This window comes from Bacteroides sp. AM41-16 (assembly GCF_003603495.1).
Taxonomy (GTDB): domain Bacteria; phylum Bacteroidota; class Bacteroidia; order Bacteroidales; family Bacteroidaceae; genus Bacteroides; species Bacteroides uniformis.
This window is the reverse complement of sequence record NZ_QTNE01000023.1, coordinates 78,047-96,937: the sequence shown is the minus strand read 5'-3', so window position 1 is coordinate 96,937 and position 18,891 is coordinate 78,047. Positions and strand designations below refer to the sequence as shown.

Sequence of the window (18,891 nt, the reverse complement as noted above, 5' to 3'; positions counted from 1 at the left end):
CACCCGCGTTTCTTTCTTTCCACAGCTGTGGTAAGAAAAGAACATTGATGTGGAAAGATTAGTTTTTAGAGAAACAGACTCAGAAAGTAAAGAGATAGCAATTATATCTGGCATTTTAGAAACTAACTATCCATAAAGAACGAAATGAAATACTTCAAAGATAAAAGAAAAGAGAATGAAATCTCCCATAATACTGTGACAAACCGAAAAACTCAGCGACAGATAGGGTAAATATCAACCTAATTATTTATCTTTGTTAGCTTTTAAAAGTTAGCATACTAAAAACAATAAAGTGCAATGAAAGATTTTCTGAAATTTACGTTTGCCACCATTACCGGCATCATCGTATCAGTCGTTGTTTTAGTTTTCAGCAGTATTCTGGTGGTTTTCAGCATGGTATCATCTTCGGAGTCAGAAACGCAAGTACGCAAAAACTCCATTATGATGCTGGATTTGAATGGTGCACTGGCTGAACGCAGCCAAGACAATCCGTTCGATGCCCTTATGGGAGACAATTATAAGACTTATGGCCTGGATGATATCCTCTCTTCTATCAAAAAAGCAAAAGAGAATGACGACATTAAAGGTATCTATATAGAAGCGACTTCGCTGGGTGCAGGATTTGCTTCACGCGAAGAAATACGCAATGCATTGAAGGATTTCAAGGAATCGGGAAAATTCATCGTGGCTTATGGTGACAGCTATTCCCAAGGTCTTTATTATCTGTCAAGTGTAGCCGACAAGGTGTTGCTGAACCCGCAAGGTATGGTCGAGTGGAGGGGCTTGGCCGCTACCCCCATGTTCTTCAAGGATTTGCTGGCCAAAATCGGAGTAGAAATGCAGATATTCAAAGTAGGTACCTACAAATCGGCTGTAGAGCCTTTCATCTCTACCGAAATGAGCCCTGCCAACCGTGAACAAATCGACGCTTACCTGACCTCCATCTGGGGACAAGTGACCAATGATGTTGCAGAATCACGCAAAATATCTGTAGACTCACTGAACGCCATTGCCGACCGCATGTTGATGTTCTATCCCGCAGAAGAAAGTGTGCAATGCGGACTGGTCGATACATTAATATATAAGAATGATGTGCGCAACTACCTGAAAGCGATGGTAGGCATCGACAAAGACGACCGCATGCCCGTACTTGGTTTGCAGGACATGATTAACGTAAAGAAGAATGTTCCCAAAGACAAAAGTGGAAATGTGATTGCCGTATACTATGCCTATGGAGAAATTGACGGTGGTTCATCTTCTGCCTCCAGCGAAGAAGGCATCGACTCTAAAAAGGTGATTAAAGACCTGCGCAAGCTGAAAGATGACGAAGATGTAAAAGCTGTAGTATTACGCGTAAACTCACCGGGCGGGAGCGCCTATGGTTCAGAACAGATATGGTATGCCGTCAGCGAATTGAAGAAAGAGAAACCAGTCATTGTTTCCATGGGTGACTATGCAGCTTCAGGAGGTTACTACATTTCTTGTAATGCAGACACCATCGTGGCCGAGCCTACCACACTGACGGGTTCTATCGGCATCTTCGGCATGTTCCCCAACGCAAAGGGGCTGACTGATAAAATCGGGGTAAATTTTGATGTAGTGAAAACCAATAAATACGCAGACTTCGGCATGCTGACACGCCCGATGAATGACGGGGAAAAAGGGCTGATGCAAATGTATGTGAACAACGGATATGACCTCTTCCTCACCCGCTGCTCCGATGGCCGAGGCATCAGCAAGGAAGACCTGGATAAAATTGCCCAAGGCCGTGTATGGACCGGAAGCAAGGCCAAGGAACTAGGACTAGTCGACGAATTGGGTGGTTTGGACAAAGCTTTGGACATTGCCATTGCAAAGGCCGGAGTAGATGCCTATACCGTGATGAGCTATCCGAAAAAGGAAAGTTTCTTTGAAAGTCTGATGAACACCAATCCGGGTAACTACATCAAAGCACGTATGCTGAAAGGCACAATGGGCGAGATATACCAGCAGTTCAGCGTCCTGGAGAATTTTGACAAATGTGACCGTATACAAGCACGTGTCCCCTTTGAACTGAATATTCAATAAATGGAGGAAAACTTTATCAAGATATATCATTGGCTATATCCCCTATCATGGCTTTATGGGATAGGGGTATGCTTGCGAAATAAACTCTTTGACTGGGGCTGGCTCCGGTCAAAGAGTTTTGACGTTCCAGTAATATGCGTGGGCAATCTTGCTGTGGGCGGAACTGGCAAGACGCCACATACCGAATATCTGATAAAGCTATTACAAAAAAACGGAGTAAATGTAGCCACCCTCAGTCGGGGTTACAAGCGTAAAAGCCGAGGCTATGTATTGGCCGATGACAAGAGCAATGTACGCCAAATAGGTGACGAGCCGTATCAAATTAAAAATAAATTCCCCAATGCACGGGTAGCGGTAGACGAAAACCGTTGCCACGGCATTGAGCAACTGCTGAAACTGGAAAATCCCACTGTAGAAGCCATCATCCTGGACGATGCCTTCCAACATCGCCATGTAAAAGCTGGGCTGAACATTCTACTAACTGATTTTCACCGGTTACTGTGCGATGATGCCTTGCTCCCTGCCGGAAGACTCCGCGAACCTTCAAGCGGTAAAAACCGGGCACAGATGGTCATCGTTACCAAATGTCCGGATGATATCAAGCCGATAGACTTCAACATCATAGCTAAACGGCTCCACCTCTATCCATACCAACAACTGTATTTCTCCAGATTCCGCTATGGAATGTTGACACCGCTATTTCCCGAGAAAACGAACAGCCGGAAAGTGCTCTCCTCCCTCACCGGAGACGAGCAAGTACTGCTGGTGACAGGCATCGCCTCCCCCGCCCCCTTACAGAAAGAAGTGGAATCTTACACGCCACACGTCAAATTGCTGGCATTTGATGACCATCATGACTTTACTCCCAAGGATTTATTGCAAATAAAGGAACAATTCCAGCACCTGGAAGAGTGGAAAAGACTGATAATCACCACGGAGAAAGATGCGGCAAGGTTGAAACTCCATCCCGCACTGGACGAAACACTAAAGCCGTACATCTACGTGCTGCCGATAGAAATAGAAATCTTACAAAATCAACAATATATATTTAACCAAAACATTATTGGCTATGTTAGAGCGCATTCAAGAAACAGCAGCCTTTCTGAAGGGAAAGATGCACACCCAGCCTGAGACAGCAATCATCCTCGGTACCGGACTCGGCAGTCTTGCCGGTGAAATCACTGAAAAGTATGAGATAAGGTACGAAGAAATCCCCAATTTCCCCGTCTCTACCGTAGAGGGACACAGCGGAAAACTTATCTTCGGCAAACTGGGCCATAAAGACATCATGGCGATGCAGGGACGTTTCCATTTTTACGAGGGCTATTCCATGAAGGAAGTAACCTTCCCGGTACGTGTAATGCGCGAACTGGGTATCAAGACCTTATTCGTTTCCAATGCCAGTGGCGGCACAAATCCGGATTTTGCGATCGGTGACCTGATGATTATCACCGACCATATAAACTACTTCCCCGAACATCCATTGCGTGGCAAAAACATACCTTACGGTCCTCGCTTCCCGGATATGAGCGAAGCTTATGACAAAGAGCTGATTCGTAAGGCCGACGCCATTGCGGCAGAAAAGGGCATCAAGGTTCAGCACGGTGTCTATATCGGTACGCAAGGTCCCACATTCGAAACACCTGCGGAATACAAGATGTTCCATATTCTGGGTGCCGATGCAGTGGGCATGTCCACCGTGCCGGAAGTCATCGTGGCAAATCATTGCGGAATCAAAGTGTTCGGCGTATCTGTCATTACAGACTTGGGGGTAGAAGGTAAAATCGTAGAAGTCTCTCACGAAGAAGTGCAGAAAGCTGCGGACGAGGCGCAACCGAGAATGACAGAGATTATGCGTGAATTGATTAATAGAGCATAAGAAAGCATGAGAACAGAAATAGCTACCCTCGGTGAATTCGGCCTCATCCGACACCTCACCGAAGGCATTGAACTAAAGAACGAGTCGAGCCGATATGGTGTCGGAGATGATGCCGCCGTCCTCTCCTACCCGGCCGAAAAGGAAGTGCTCGTTACTACCGACTTGCTGATGGAAGGCGTCCATTTCGACCTTGTGTATGTACCGCTCAAGCATTTGGGGTATAAATCGGCCGTAGTCAATTTCTCTGATATCTATGCCATGAACGGCACACCGAAGCAGATTACCGTTTCCTTGGGCATATCCAAGCGTTTCAGTATAGAAGACATGGAGGAACTCTATGCCGGCATCCGTTTGGCTTGCGAAGAATATGATGTTGACATCGTGGGAGGAGACACCTCCGCTTCCTATACTGGGCTTACCATCAGCATCACCTGCATAGGCGAGGGTGAGAAAGGAAAAGTGGTCTACCGCAATGGTGCCCGCGAAACCGACCTGATTTGCGTCAGCGGCGACTTGGGTGCCGCCTACATGGGACTACAGCTTTTGGAACGCGAAAAGGCGGTGCTCAAAGGAGGTGACAAAGACTTGCAACCGGACTTCTCGGGGAAGGAGTATCTTCTGGAACGTCAACTGAAGCCCGAAGCACGCCGTGACATCATTCAGAAACTGGCAGAAGAAGGTATACAACCCACCTCCATGATGGATATATCGGACGGACTTTCTTCGGAATTACTGCATATCTGTACCCAAAGCAAAGTGGGTTGCCGAGTTTACGAAGAACATATTCCTATCGACTATCAGACGGCTGTAATGGCAGAAGAATTCAATATGAACCTGAGCACTTGTGCACTGAACGGAGGCGAGGATTATGAGTTATTGTTCACCGTCCCCATTGCCGACCATGAAAAGGTTGCCGAAATGGAAGGCGTCAAGCTGATTGGCCATATCACCAAACCGGAATTAGGCTGCGCCCTAATTACCCGTGACGGTCAAGAGTTTGAACTCAAAGCACAAGGATGGAATCCTTTGAAGGAAGAAGAAGCGGAAAAAGCATAACTATAAAACTTTTTCAGTATTTTTTCTCAAATCATAAACGCTGATAATTAGCCATATAGCCAATTATCAGCGTTTTTTATTATGAAAGCTATTGCATAGTCCAAAAGTTTCACTACCTTTGCAACCGCAAAAGAGATAAACATGGTGCCATAGCTCAGTTGGTAGAGCAAAGGACTGAAAATCCTTGTGTCCCCGGTTCGATTCCTGGTGGCACCACTCAAATAAATACTCCCATTGAAATGATAATATTTCAATGGGAGTATTTATTTACACCCACTCCCCCCTATCCCCAGCAACATGCTTTAAGATAGACTTTACTATTATCCCATGAAAAGGTCTGATAATAAAGAAATATGCCCTTCCCAGCCAATTATTGTACTTCACAACAGTAGTAATCCGAAGTTCTTGTTTTCCTTCGTGATATTCCCCGCACCACATGGACACATGGAAATCAAGATGCTTATCCGGCATTCCGAGAATTTCTTCATGCAGATTTTTATCCAAGACCATATCTGTAAATCTGGTTGCTGTATCCAGTCCTAATGGCTTTACAATCGCATTCCTGAAATTCATGAGCCAACCAATCCACTTAGGAAATCGGCTGAAGGCAAGATTGCGAAAATCTTCCGGTGTCAAAGCCTGCCCAGTGACCATCACTTTAGAAAAAGAATCTATATAATCTACAGGAAAATAATTCTTTATTAAGCTGTCTGCCGGTATATCTTTCATCTTATCACATATTGAATTTATTACTCGTTTGCTTTTCATTCACGGCGTCCCCAATGACACGGCCTACAAAGGTAGCCACTTAATCCAACCCTACAACATATTCTTAGAAATAATATTATCCCGTAAAAGATAAAACTCAAAAGAAAATTATCAGTTATCTTTGTTCCATGACTACCAACAAGACAACTCCCAAAGAATTATGGGCAAGACAGCAGATTAGCGGTCCCGATGTGGACTATGATTTATGGAACAAGAAAAGAATATCCGTGCAAGCGTTCTCACAAATGAGTCAGAGCTGTATTTTTACAGTTGACGTATTTAAAGAGAGATACGATTTTGCATCCGACAGTTTTGCCCATCTTTTCGGATACAATCCCACTTGGATAAAGACAATCAGGCAACAAGGCGATTTACTGGAAGAGAGAATACACCCTGATGACAGAATGCAACTCACGGAATGCCAAATCGAGCATGGACAGTTCATCTACTCACTCCCACCGGAAGAAAGAAATGACTACCGGCAAATATTTCAATTCCGTATGTTGAATGCACGGCAACAGTATATCAATGTAAGTAGCCGGCAACAAGTCATAGAAACAGACCGGAATGGTAAAGCCTGGATAATCATGGGAGTAATGGACATACTTCCCGACCAGACCCCTATCGAAAGAATCAAACGGACGGTGGTGAACAGAAAAACGGGAGAGATGCTTCCAACATGCACTGTTTCTCCCGACAAACAATTATCCAACCGGGAGAAAGAAATATTACGACTCATCCGACAAGGTTTTCTAAGCAAGGAAATCGCTTACCAGCTGGGAGTGAGCATCTATACTGTGAACAATCACCGGAAAAACATCCTAAGCAAGTTAGATGCCAACAATATAATGGAAGCCATCCATATAGTAGAAAATCTTGGTATCTACCTCTAAGATTACGGAAGCCAACCGAGACTGTCCGCCAACTGATTTGTTTTGCGCCACTCTTCAAGCTCCTTATAAGTGCGGACACCTCCCGTAAAGACAGCATGATAAATCTCTATACCTGGAATCGTTACACCATCCGGCACATCGAATTTGATTTGCAATATCGTTTTCCTAATTTCAGGAGTAAGGCGCTCCGCAATAGCGGCAGTCACCTTTTCTACAACACCATCATACCTGGAACCTTTCCGGATGTGAATCATATCAAACTTCCAAGTATTCTGTTCTCTATCCTTATATAAAGCATGCCACTCCATGCACTCTTCCTCCGTATGGATAAGGTTCCTATATTGTATTTCCTGCAAAGGCAACCGTTCCGCAAGTTCCCGGATGACCGAAAAGCTCTCTCCTACATCCAACCTATCGGTATAAATATGGATATCTATATCCCTACTTTTCGCCAACAGCCCGGTACGGAGTGAGCCCACCAAATGAACGGTTGCTCCAATGCGCTCCCATGCTTCAATAATACGGGTATCTTCCAATACTTTCCATGCAGATTGCTGATTCTGCCTTGCAAGCTCATGAATGTCCATTTACCTCCACTTTTTTGAATGTGCAAAGATATAAAACTTCCCAGTATATAGCTATAAATAGCCATTTCCCTTCCCGATACAATACACTAATTTTGCACACTGTCTTATCTTTTAGCAACAACTAATTATGGCATTCAATCAAACAGAGAAACAAGAGAAAGAATATTTAAAGCAAATAATCAGTTTTCTGAAAAAGGTTATCGGTAATACCGACGCATCAGTGAAAGACCACGTCGACACCTTGGCAGAATACAAAGACTATATCTGGTCCAACAAAGACATCGACCCGCATGAGATACGCTCCATGCGCGAAAGCATCCTAAACCATTTTGCCTTGGGGGAAAGTGTAATCAACAAGCGTAAGCGGCTCACCAAGATACTTGCCATTCCTTACTTCGGACGAATTGATTTTTTGGAAAAGAAAGAAAACAGCAAAGTGATGCCTATCTATATAGGCATCCATACCTTCTATGACCCGGAAAGTCGAGCTACCCTTATCCATGACTGGCGAGCACCCGTTTCGAGCATGTTCTATGACCATGAATTAGGAGAAGCAGGCTATCGGTCTCCATCGGGAGAGATTAAAGGAGAAATTTCCCTAAAACGCCAATACAGAATTCGGGGCGGCAAAATGGAATTTATGATTGAAAGTGCCCTGACCGTCCATGACGACATTCTGCAAAAGGAGTTAAGTTCCAATGCAGATGACAAGATGAAAAATATCGTTGCCACCATCCAACGGGAACAGAACCGGATTATCCGTAACGAAGATATCCGCACGCTTATTATTCAAGGAGTGGCCGGCTCTGGAAAAACATCCATCGCCCTGCACCGCATAGCCTACCTGCTCTATACCTTCAGAGACAGCATCTCGTCAAAAGATATTCTGATTGTCTCCCCCAACAAAGTGTTTTCCGATTACATCTCCAACGTCCTCCCCGAACTTGGAGAAGAAACCGTGCCCGAAACCAGTATGGAACAAATACTCTCCGGAGTGTTGGAACACAAATACAAGTACCAAACATACTTCGGGTTAGTGAATGAACTGTTAGAGAAGCCATCCTCAAGCCTCATCGACAGAATAGCCTATAAAGCCTCTTTCGGCTTCATTTCAGAGCTTGACAAGTTTATCCTCCACATAGAGAACACCTACTTCAAGGCAGCAGACGTGAAGCTGACCAAATACATCACCATACCTGCCCCGTTTATTGAAGAACAGTACCTACGTTTCAACCGTTATCCCATACGCCGACGATTTGATGCTATGGCTGATTATATGCTGGATATGTTGAAAATACAATACGCCTTTACGGTAACCACCGCCGGCAGAAACCTTTTGAAAAAAGAAATCAGACTAATGTTTGCAGGCAATAACGACATTCAAGTCTACAAAGATTTCTTTAAATGGACAAATAATCCCGGAATGTTCAAAATGCGAAAGGGACATACACTCGAATACTCAGACTTGGCACCGCTGGCATACCTACACTTGGCATTGGAGGGAAGCGGGAACCAGCCATTCAGAGTCAAACATCTGTTGATAGATGAGATGCAGGACTATTCGCCCATACAGTACAAGGTAATACAGAAACTCTTTCCATGCCGGAAAACCGTGTTGGGCGATGCAGGACAGTCCGTGAATCCTTATGGCTCATCCACAGCAGAAACTATCCAAAAGTCACTTACTGCAAGTGAAATCATGAAATTGTGTAAGAGTTATCGTTCCACCTTCGAGATTACGGATTTTGCGCAAAAGATTCATCCTAACGCAGAGCTGGAACCGGTTGCCCGGCATGGAGAAAAGCCACAAATCCTGCAGTTCGGCAGTGCCGTAGAAGAACTGTCCGGCATTATGGGACTAATCTCCACTTACCGGAAATCCGGATATAAGTCTCTTGGCATCATATGCAAGACGGAGCAGCAAGCCAGGGAGATGGCAGACGTGCTGAAATCATATGCCAATGATATCAGCTTCCTATCAAGTCAAAGCTCCGCATTTGTGCAAGGCATCGTCATCACCTCTGCCCACATGGCAAAAGGGCTTGAGTTTGACGAAGTCATTATTCCACAGACGGATGAGAGAAATTACCGTTCGGAGATTGACAAGAGTATGCTTTATGTAGCTGTAACCAGAGCTATGCACCGCCTAACCTTGACATTTCACGAGGCAAGACCGACAACTCACTGATGATGGATTATTAAGGAAATCTATCCCAACAGCCTTGTACAAGATGCGGCAAGCAACGGCGTATCTCATCAATAGTGTATCTTTTCTTGCCGACAAGTTGGCAAGGTTTTGCCTCCTTCTTGGCAAGACTTTGCCACCGCATTGGCAAAACTTTGCCATCGGCTTGGCAAAAGTTTGCCAAAAGCACGGCAATAGGTTGGCAAAATTACTCTCTGATTGACAACAAGTTAAAACAATCATCACATCGGTAACATGAAAGATATGCCAAGTCAATTCCGCCAACGGTTTATTGTTTACTTCTTAAATAGAAAACCGATTGCAGTGCCAGCAAAATCACAAAAAGGTATTCTGCCGTTAAGTAAATAGCCAAGGATGCATGAGTGCAAGCGCTTAACCAATAAAGATACCCCAAATACACGACAGTGGTAGTCACTTGGAAAAGAAAAGTAATCCGGGTTTTACCGGTCCCTCCAACTGCGTTGAGATATACATAGCCTGGCAAGGCAAAGGTATAATTCAGCAACGTCACAACAAAAGGGATGAAAGCCTGCTCCGTCAACAGTTCGTTATCTGTATAGATTCCTATTATCAAGCGATTACAGCATACAGCTACCCCTATCAGTGGAAATCCAGCAGAATAGCCCAACCTCAGTATCTTACGGCAGATAATGAAAACAGCCCTCCTTTCTCCAGCCCCAATCGCATTACTGACCAGCGAACCCGTAGTGACCGCAAAAGAATTGACTATTACAAAAAAGACAGCAGATACACTTCGCGTAATATTGGAAATGGCTAATTCCGTTTTACCCAAATGTTCCACCGCCACAAAAAACAAGAACCACGGAGCCACGCTGATAAAGGCATGAAGCATGCTCCATACCGACAAGCTCAGCACATCCACCAACAGCTTTCCGTCATATACCGGTTTCAATCCATATTTCCCTTTATCTATTTTCAGCCATACATAGAAAAGAAGCATCACCAAAGAACCCATCTCTGCCAGAGAAGAAGCAATGGCAGCTCCCGATATTCCCAGTCCTCCAACAATTATCAGAATATAATTCAAAGGAATATTAATCACTATTGCAACGGCAGCAGCCCACGATAATGCCCGAGTGCATGTTATTCCCACAAGAAAAGAACGGATAACCAAAAACGGAAACGAAAACAGCAAACCGAAACTGCGCCAGTCCAAATATTGAATTACAGCCCGATAAATCTCCGGCGAGGAAATCAACCTTCCCAATATGAAAGGAGAACTTGCCTGCATCAGCAGACAAAGCAAAATGGCCAATCCCGATAAAAAGAAGAAACCTTGAAAAAATATCTTCCCAGCCTTACCATAGTCACATTCTCCATTCCTTCGGGCAATCATCACCTGCAATCCGATACTAAACCCAAACCCAAGCATGTAGACCGCCAAATAATAAATCCCCGCAATGGCAGATGCTCCCAATTCCACCTCGCCAACGTGACCTAAGAAAACAGCATCGGTTATATTTATCAGCTGCTCCATCAAAATGCTCATCATTACCGGAAAGTTGATAAGCCATATCTGTTTATATGTATAATGCATTGCTCAACAATAAAATAGCACAAAACAACACACTGTACAAGTACAGCATGCCATCCTGCAAATTCATGAATAAAAGGATACACAATCTCTGTGGCAAACGGGTCATCGCTTGCCAGATAGCTGAATAGCTTTATCAAGCAGGGCTATTCGTTGAGCGTAGCTATATACAGAGCTTCATAAAAGGTGAATATGTTTGTTCATTCAAGATATAGTGCAAAAGTACAGAAAAAATGTGCCAAAGTTCAGTTTAGGGCATAAAAAAAGGAGTACCGCTGTACTCCAACCTTTGTTAACCTTAAATCTAATACTATGAAAAACACATTGCAAAGGTACGGACTTTTGGGACATTGACAAACTTTCCAAGAAAAAAAGCATGTTTCATAACACATTTTAATAAGATAAATGCTCGTTTTCACGTCCTTTTTCACTTTTTCTGCTTCAAAATAGAAAAGGAGGTATAGCATCACGTAAAAAAATAAGCAAGTTCTTTCCATTATACTCCCAGTTTGCATTATCTTTGCACTAACACGAAGATAAGCTGCACCTCAGCATAAAAAATGAACGAGTTCATTTTATTCTGCATTCGGTTTGCACTATCTTTGTAATGAGATTAACAAGAACTTATATATGCCAGACTATGATTTAATCGCCATATTAGGGCCTACCGCCTCAGGAAAGACTCCATTTGCAGCCGCCTTGGCCGCCGAACTCCATACGGAAATCATCAGTGCCGATTCACGGCAAATCTACCGGGGGATGGACCTGGGCACCGGCAAAGACCTTGCCGACTATACCGTCGACGGGAAACAGATTCCCTATCACCTCATCGACATAGCCGACCCGGGCTATAAGTACAATGTTTTCGAGTATCAGCGTGATTTCTTGAATGCTTACGAGACTATTAAACAAAAAGGTTGCCTGCCCGTTGTATGTGGAGGAACCGGAATGTATCTCGAATCAGTGCTGAAAGGCTACCGTCTGCTGCCCGTACCCGAGAATCCTGAGTTGCGCACCCGTCTGGCGGACAAATCGCTGGAAGAACTGACCGACATACTGAAAGGTTACAAAAGCCTGCACAATACTACGGACGTGGACACAGCCAAACGTGCCATACGAGCCATCGAAATCGAAGAGTACTATGCCCATACCCCAGTAGACGAACGTTCCTTCCCCCAGATGAACAGCCTCATCATAGGTGTGGACATCGACCGGGAATTGCGTCGGGAGAAAATCACCCGCCGCCTGCACCAGCGCCTGGAAGAAGGAATGATAGACGAAGTGCGCCGTCTGATAGAGCAAGGCATCCAACCGGATGACCTCATCTATTACGGACTGGAATACAAGTATCTGACACTTTATGTCATCGGCAAGTTGACCTATGAAGAGATGTTCACGCAACTGGAAACAGCCATCCACCAGTTTGCCAAACGCCAGATGACCTGGTTCCGCCGTATGGAACGGCGTGGATTTACCATCCATTGGATGAATGCCCGGTGGCCGATGGAAGAAAAGATAGCTTTTGTAAAGAAGAAGTTGGAAGGATGATGAAATGATAAAGTGACCGGGTGATTTAAATCGTAAATAGTAAATAGTCAAATTGTAAATAGAATCATGAGTGCAGAACCCGAAAAGTTGGGAGTGATATACAACCCCAAAGCCGGAACACGGAAAGTGCAGAAACGGTGGAAAGAAATCAAAGAATACATGGACAGCAAAGGTGTGCCTTACGACTATGTGCAGTCCGAAGGGTTCGGTTCGGTAGAGCGTCTGGCAGGCATCCTCGCCAACAACGGCTACCGCACCATTGTTGTAGTAGGCGGTGACGGCGCACTGAATGACGTCATTAACGGCATCATGCTTTCCAATGCACCGGACAAGGAGAATATAGCCATCGGCATCATCCCCAATGGTATAGGAAATGACTTTGCCGACTATTGGGAAATGAGTTCGGATTACAAGAAAGCGGTGGATTGCATTATCAACAACCGCCGCCGGAAAATAGACGTGGGTACCTGCTATTATTACGACGGTGAAAAGCATCTGACACGCTACTTTCTCAATGCCATCAACATAGGCCTGGGAGCCCGTATCGTGAAAATCACCGACCAGTGCAAGCGTTTCTGGGGAGTGAAGTTCCTCTCTTACTTCATGGCACTGCTATCCATTATCTTCGAACGGAAGCTGTACCGCATGCATCTCAAGATAAACGGCGAGCATATACGCGGACGCATCATGACTGTCTGCATAGGCAGTGCGTGGGGATACGGACAAGCGCCTAGTGCAGTGCCCTATAATGGCTGGCTGGATGTTTCCGTCATTTACCGTCCCGAATTGCTGCAACTATGGTCGGGATTGTGGATGCTTATCCAAGGGCGGATTCTGAACCATAAGGTAGTGATGCCCTACCGTACGCAAAAAGTAAAAGTGCTGCGTGCGCAAAATGCCTCTGTCGATTTGGACGGACGTATTCTTGACCGTCATTTTCCACTGGACATCAGCGTACTGCATGAAGCAATAACATTGATTATACCCAATTGAAAATACTTAATCAGTAACAACCTATGATTGAATTAAAGAATAATCCTGCCGGAAACTTCTTCCTACTGGCAGGTCCATGTGTCATCGAAGGAGAAGAAATGGCAATGCGCATTGCCGAACGTATCGTGACTATCACCGAAAAACTGCAAATCCCCTATGTATTCAAAGGGTCGTACCGCAAAGCCAACCGCTCCCGCCTGGATTCCTTTATGGGCATCGGCGACGAAAAGGCGCTGAAGATACTGCAAAAAGTGCACACCACCTTCGGAGTACCTACCGTGACCGACATTCATGCAGCCGAAGAAGCCACCATGGCTGCCGAATATGTGGATATTCTGCAAATTCCCGCCTTCCTCTGCCGGCAGACAGACCTGCTTGTAGCCGCCGCCAAAACCGGAAAAACCATCAACATCAAGAAAGGGCAGTTCCTCTCTCCGCTTGCCATGCGCTTTGCGGCTGATAAAGTAGTGGAAGCAGGCAATAGGAACGTCATGCTGACGGAACGCGGAACTACTTTCGGTTATCAGGATTTAGTCATCGACTATCGCAGCATCCCCGAAATGCAGACCTTCGGTTTCCCCGTCATCCTGGATGTAACCCACTCCTTGCAACAGCCCAACCAGACCAGTGGCGTCACGGGAGGTATGCCGCAACTTATCGAGACCGTAGCCAAAGCCGGTGTTGCCGTAGGTGTAGACGGACTGTTCATCGAAACCCACGAAAATCCCGCCGTAGCCAAGAGTGACGGCGCCAACATGCTGAAACTCGACCTGCTGGAAGACCTGCTGACCAAATTGGTCCGCATCCGGGAAGCAGTCAGATAAATTCCATTTATCCGGAATGGAATCCGAAAAAAACAACAGAAGTTGTGATTTATCCAAGGGCTGTCCGACAGATAGTTCAAGAACAATTTAAATTCATAATAATATGAAACATCTATTACGTGGTTTATGGATTGTAGCGTTAATTCTTTGCTGCAATTTTCAGCAGGTATTTGCACAGCAAATGCCGCCTATCCCGGTCGACAAAAATGTCCGTATCGGAAAGTTGGACAACGGATTGACCTATTATATCCGCAAGAACAGCCAGCCTGCAAACCGGGCCGACTTTTACATTGCCCAAAAGGTAGGCTCCATTCAGGAAGAAGCCGACCAGCGCGGCCTTGCCCACTTCCTGGAACACATGTGTTTCAATGGAACGACCCACTTCCCCGGTGATGCACTGAAGCAATACCTGGAGCGTATCGGGGTGAAATTCGGTGAGAACTTGAACGCCTATACTTCCGTAGACGAAACCGTATACAACATTTCCAATGTGCCGGTCACTACTCCGGGAGCCATCGACTCCTGCCTGCTGATTCTGCACGACTGGAGTAACGATTTGACCCTGGACCCGAAGGAAATAGACAAGGAACGCGGAGTCATCAACGAAGAATGGCGCACCCGTATGAGCGCCATACAACGCTTCCAGGAGAAGATGCTTCCAGTCATGTTCGAAGGAACGAAGTATGCCACTTGTTTCCCTATCGGAACGATGGAGGTCGTTATGAACTTCAAACCGCAAACTTTGAGAGACTACTATGAAAAGTGGTACCGTCCAGACCTTCAGGGTATTGTGGTAGTTGGCGATATAGATGTGGACGCCATCGAAGCCCAAATCAAGAAAATGTTTTCTGATATTCCCGCCCAGCCCAATGCTGCCAAACGCGAGTACTATCCGGTAAACGACAACAAGGAGCCTATTGTATTGGTTTATCAGGACAAGGAACAGTCCAATGTACAAGCCCTCATCTTCAACAAGCACGAAGCCACTCCTGACGAGCAGAAAGGCGACATGGGCTATCTGGTACAGAATTATGCAACCACGCTCATCAACAATATGCTGAATGCGCGTCTGAACGAATTGGTACAGACCGCCAATCCTCCTTATATATATGCCGCCACTTATGACGATGATTTCTTTGTTGCCAAAACCAAAGATGCCTTCACCGGTGTCGTTGTCTGCAAGGAAGATGCCATAGAAAATGGAATAGCCACTCTCCTGCGCGAAACAGAACGCGCCCGCCAATTCGGCTTTACGGAAACGGAATACAACCGTGCCCGTGCCGAATATCTGCGCCAACTGGAATCTGCTTATAACGAGCGTGACAAACGCAAGAATGAAGAGTACGTGGATGAATATGTCCGTCATTTCCTCGATAACGAACCGATTCCGGGCATCGAAAACGAATACGCCATCATCAATCAGATAGCTCCCGCCATTCCGGTTGCCGCACTGAACCAGATGATGCAAGCCCTCGTGACAGACAGTAACCAGGTAGTCGCAATTCTCGGTCCGGATAAGGAAGGATTGAAAATGCCGACAGAAGATGCAATCAAGAAGATTCTGAAAGACATTAAAGCTGAAAAACTGACTGCCTACGTAGACAAGGTGTCGGATGAACCTTTGATGGCCGAAGCCCCGAAAGGCGGAAAGATTGTATCCGAGCAGACAGATGATACATTCGGCACTACAACGCTGACACTCTCCAACGGAGTCAAGGTCATTATCAAGAAGACAGACTTCAAGGCAGACGAAATCCGCATGAAGGGAGTCAGCCTAGGCGGTAGTTCCCTGTTCCCCGACTCGGAAATCATCAACATCAACGGACTGGATGCAGTGAGTGTCGGTGGTCTGGGTAATTTCAGTGCCGTAGACCTGGAAAAAGTTCTGGCCGGCAAGAAAGCTTCCGTCAGCTATGGTATCGGTGACAAGACAGAAACCGTCAATGGCAGCTGTTCACCGAAAGACTTCGAAACAATGATGCAGCTCACTTACTTGACGTTCACCGCTCCACGCCGTGACGACGATGCCTTCGCATCCTACAAGAACCGCAACAAAGCTGCTTTGCAGAATATGGAAATGAATCCCCAGGTAGCGTTCAGTGACTCTGTCTCGGCCGGTATTTACATGCACCATCCCAGAAGAGCCAGAATAAAGGCGGACATGATTGACAAGATGGATTATGACAAGATTCTGTCCATGTATCAAGACCGCTACAAAGATGCCAGCGATTTTACCTTTATCTTTGTAGGAAATGTGAATGTGGAGGAAATGAAACCACTCATCGCCGAGTACCTGGGTTCACTGCCTGCCATCAACCGCAAGGAAACATTCAAGGACAATAAAGTGGACATGCGCCAGGGAGTTTATAAGAACGAATTCGTACGGAAGCAGGAAACTGCCAAAGCGTCGAACTTTGTCCTGCTGAACGGTGACTGCAAGTACGACCTGAAAAATGACATCCTGCTGAGTATGACCAGCCAGATTCTCGACTTGGTTTATACAGCCAAGGTACGTGAAGACGAAGGGGGCACTTACGGTGTATATGTAGGCGGCCAATTAAGCAAATATCCGAAAGAAAAGGCTCTCTTGCAGATTGTATTCGAAACCGCTCCGGCAAAAAGAGAAAAGCTGATGCAGATTATCTTTGCAGAACTCGACAACATCGCCAAAGCAGGTCCGTCGGAAGGAGACTTGAATAAAGTGAAGGAGTTCATGCTGAAGAAACATGCCGAAGACTTGAAGGAGAACAGCTACTGGCTGGGAAGCATTGACGAATACCTGTTCACCGGTATGAATCCGATAAAGGATTACGAACAGATTGTCAACAGCATCACCGTGAAGGACATCCAGAAGTTCACCGACGACTTGTTCAAGCAGAAGAATGAGATTGAGGTATCAATGATTAGTCCTGAAACTCCTGACAAAGAATAAGAGAGCCATACACACAGAAGGCTGCGTTGTTCGATGAAAGGCAGCGCAGCTTTTTTTATACAAACTCTATATATACAAATACTATGAGTCTTTTCTTAGATTTGCGCAAGCACGGAAAACTGGCAGAAAAACGAAATCCGATGTACGAAAAAAGTAAATTCGGAAAATTCTGGATGTACTTCATGTTTGTCTTCTGGGCCGGTTACCTGATATTCTTCGGTACGACCTTTGCATTCGCCTTTGACGGCGGTGCCACAGAAGCCTATCACGTAATGAATTCCGGATTGATATTTGTCCTTGTGCTGGATTTCCTGATACGCCTGCCTTTCCAAAAAACACCCACCCAGGAAGTGAAGCCCTACCTGCTGCTTCCCATCAAGCGGAACCGTCTTATCGACTTCCTGCTGATCCGTTCCGGACTGGATGGCTTCAATCTGTTCTGGCTGTTTCTGTTTGTTCCGTTTTCCATCATCACCGTCACCAAATTCTATGGAATCAGTGGTGTGCTGACCTATTGCATTGGCATCTGGCTGCTGATGGTATTCAATAACTACTGGTTCTTGTTGTGCCGCACACTGATGGGTGAGCGCATCTGGTGGCTGGCACTACCGGTAGTAGTATATGGTGGCATTGCCGCCGCACTATTCATTCCGGACAACAGTCCGCTTTTCGACTGTTTTGTCAATCTGGGAGAAGGGTTCATCACCGGCAATATACTGTCATTCATCGGTGTACTGGCTGCCATCGCCCTCATGTGGTTCATCAACCGCACCCTGATGCAGAAACTCATCTACAATGAACTGAACAAAGTGGAAGATACACGGATAAAACATGTATCCGAATACAAATTCCTCGACCGCTACGGCGAAATAGGCGAATACATGAGACTGGAACTCAAGTTATTGCTACGCAACAAGATTTGTAAGCGTTCGCTCTATTCCATCACCGGTGTAGTGATAATGTTCAGTAGTATCATTAGCTTTTCCGATGTGTATGACGGAGGTCTGAGAGATTTCTTCGTCCTTTATAATTACATTATCTTCGGCATCATGTTCCTCAGCACACTGATGGGTTACGAAGGCAATTACATTGACGGACTGATGAGCCGCAAGGAATCTATCTACTCGCTGCTGCGTGCCAAATACATACTGTACAGCATTGCATTGCTCATTCCTACGATTCTGATGATTCCCGGTATGGTTACCGGGAAGGTATCCGTACTCGGTTGCATTGCATGGCTGATATTCATTCCGGGAGCCGTATACTGCTGTCTGTTCCAACTGGCAGTCTACAACAACAAGACTACCGACCTGAATTCAAAGATGACCAGCCGGCAGAATATAGGCACCGGTCTGCAGAATCTGATTTCAGGAGGTGCTTTCGGCATACCTTTACTGCTGCTTTTTGCACTGAATGCCATCTTTGGCAAAGAGGTCACCCCCTGGATACTTATCGGCATCGGCGTGGCATTCATCGCCACTTCCAAATTCTGGCTGATGAATGTATATCACCGACTCATGAAACGCCGCTACAAGAATATGGAAGGCTTCAGGGACAGTAGACAGAAATAGAAATCATTAAAC

The 18,891-nt window shown here is 45.6% G+C and carries 14 protein-coding genes and 1 tRNA gene; 12 read left to right on the top strand and 3 right to left on the bottom strand.

The genetic code is table 11. From position 1 onward, the window contains the following. The first annotated feature begins 297 nt into the window (after positions 1–297). The 5 genes from sppA (at position 298) to DW896_RS17955 (ending at position 5,218) form a co-directional block, all read left to right on the top strand. Positions 298–2,067, top strand: a complete 1,770-nt coding sequence (gene sppA, locus DW896_RS17975; RefSeq protein WP_009037012.1) for a signal peptide peptidase SppA — start codon at positions 298–300, stop codon at positions 2,065–2,067. Then, entirely contained in the window at positions 2,068–3,198 is a 1,131-nt protein-coding gene (gene lpxK / locus DW896_RS17970; protein ID WP_009037013.1) for a tetraacyldisaccharide 4'-kinase, read from the top strand. It begins immediately after the preceding gene. Further along, positions 3,137–3,946: a purine-nucleoside phosphorylase gene (locus DW896_RS17965; RefSeq protein WP_005835556.1), complete on the top strand. Its 810-nt coding sequence runs from the start codon at positions 3,137–3,139 to the stop codon at positions 3,944–3,946. Before lpxK ends, DW896_RS17965 begins: the two co-directional genes overlap by 62 nt. Positions 3,947–3,952: 6 nt before the next feature. Next, a complete protein-coding gene (gene thiL, locus DW896_RS17960) occupies positions 3,953–5,002 on the top strand; it encodes a thiamine-phosphate kinase (RefSeq protein ID WP_005828671.1) in 1,050 nt (349 codons plus the stop codon). Between the two features lie 143 nt (positions 5,003–5,145). Next, positions 5,146–5,218, top strand: a tRNA-Phe gene (locus DW896_RS17955). 51 nt (positions 5,219–5,269) lie between these two features. Here the strand turns inward: DW896_RS17955 and DW896_RS17950 are convergent. Then, the gene (locus tag DW896_RS17950) at positions 5,270–5,731 is read right to left on the bottom strand and encodes a DUF2867 domain-containing protein (RefSeq protein ID WP_044468580.1); all 462 of its coding nucleotides are present in this window, start codon (positions 5,729–5,731) and stop codon (positions 5,270–5,272) included. 167 nt (positions 5,732–5,898) lie between these two features. Here DW896_RS17950 and DW896_RS17945 point away from each other — a divergent pair, with 167 nt between their 5' ends. Next, positions 5,899–6,663 (top strand): LuxR C-terminal-related transcriptional regulator, encoded by a 765-nt coding sequence (locus DW896_RS17945; RefSeq protein WP_057097189.1) that lies wholly within the window; start codon positions 5,899–5,901, stop codon positions 6,661–6,663. A gap of 2 nt (positions 6,664–6,665) precedes the next feature. Here the strand turns inward: DW896_RS17945 and DW896_RS17940 are convergent, their stop codons facing one another. Further along, complete coding sequence (locus DW896_RS17940) at positions 6,666–7,250, bottom strand: nucleotidyltransferase domain-containing protein (protein WP_117703366.1); 585 nt, start codon at positions 7,248–7,250, stop codon at positions 6,666–6,668. A 127-nt stretch (positions 7,251–7,377) separates the two neighbouring features. On the opposite strand from DW896_RS17940, the gene DW896_RS17935 reads away from it, so the two are divergent. Beyond that, positions 7,378–9,438, top strand: a complete 2,061-nt coding sequence (locus DW896_RS17935; RefSeq protein WP_117703367.1) for a 3'-5' exonuclease — start codon at positions 7,378–7,380, stop codon at positions 9,436–9,438. A 286-nt stretch (positions 9,439–9,724) separates the two neighbouring features. Here the strand turns inward: DW896_RS17935 and DW896_RS17930 are convergent, their stop codons facing one another. Further along, entirely contained in the window at positions 9,725–11,014 is a 1,290-nt protein-coding gene (locus tag DW896_RS17930) for an MATE family efflux transporter (protein ID WP_117703368.1), read from the bottom strand. A gap of 627 nt (positions 11,015–11,641) precedes the next feature. Here DW896_RS17930 and miaA point away from each other — a divergent pair. The 5 genes from miaA (at position 11,642) to DW896_RS17900 (ending at position 18,879) form a co-directional block, all read left to right on the top strand. After that, positions 11,642–12,559 carry a tRNA (adenosine(37)-N6)-dimethylallyltransferase MiaA gene (miaA, locus tag DW896_RS17920; protein WP_005835499.1) on the top strand — a complete coding sequence of 306 codons (918 nt, stop codon included), beginning with the start codon at positions 11,642–11,644 and terminating at the stop codon, positions 12,557–12,559. Positions 12,560–12,625: 66 nt separating this feature from the next. Further along, entirely contained in the window at positions 12,626–13,552 is a 927-nt protein-coding gene (locus DW896_RS17915; RefSeq protein WP_005828845.1) for a diacylglycerol kinase family protein, read from the top strand. Positions 13,553–13,575: 23 nt separating this feature from the next. Further along, complete coding sequence (kdsA, locus tag DW896_RS17910) at positions 13,576–14,376, top strand: 3-deoxy-8-phosphooctulonate synthase (RefSeq protein ID WP_119993604.1); 801 nt, start codon at positions 13,576–13,578, stop codon at positions 14,374–14,376. A gap of 103 nt (positions 14,377–14,479) precedes the next feature. Continuing rightward, positions 14,480–17,308: a pitrilysin family protein gene (locus DW896_RS17905; RefSeq protein ID WP_044467820.1), complete on the top strand. Its 2,829-nt coding sequence runs from the start codon at positions 14,480–14,482 to the stop codon at positions 17,306–17,308. 83 nt (positions 17,309–17,391) lie between these two features. Next, the gene (locus DW896_RS17900) at positions 17,392–18,879 is read left to right on the top strand and encodes a DUF5687 family protein (protein WP_005835497.1); all 1,488 of its coding nucleotides are present in this window, start codon (positions 17,392–17,394) and stop codon (positions 18,877–18,879) included. Positions 18,880–18,891: the final 12 nt, after the last annotated feature.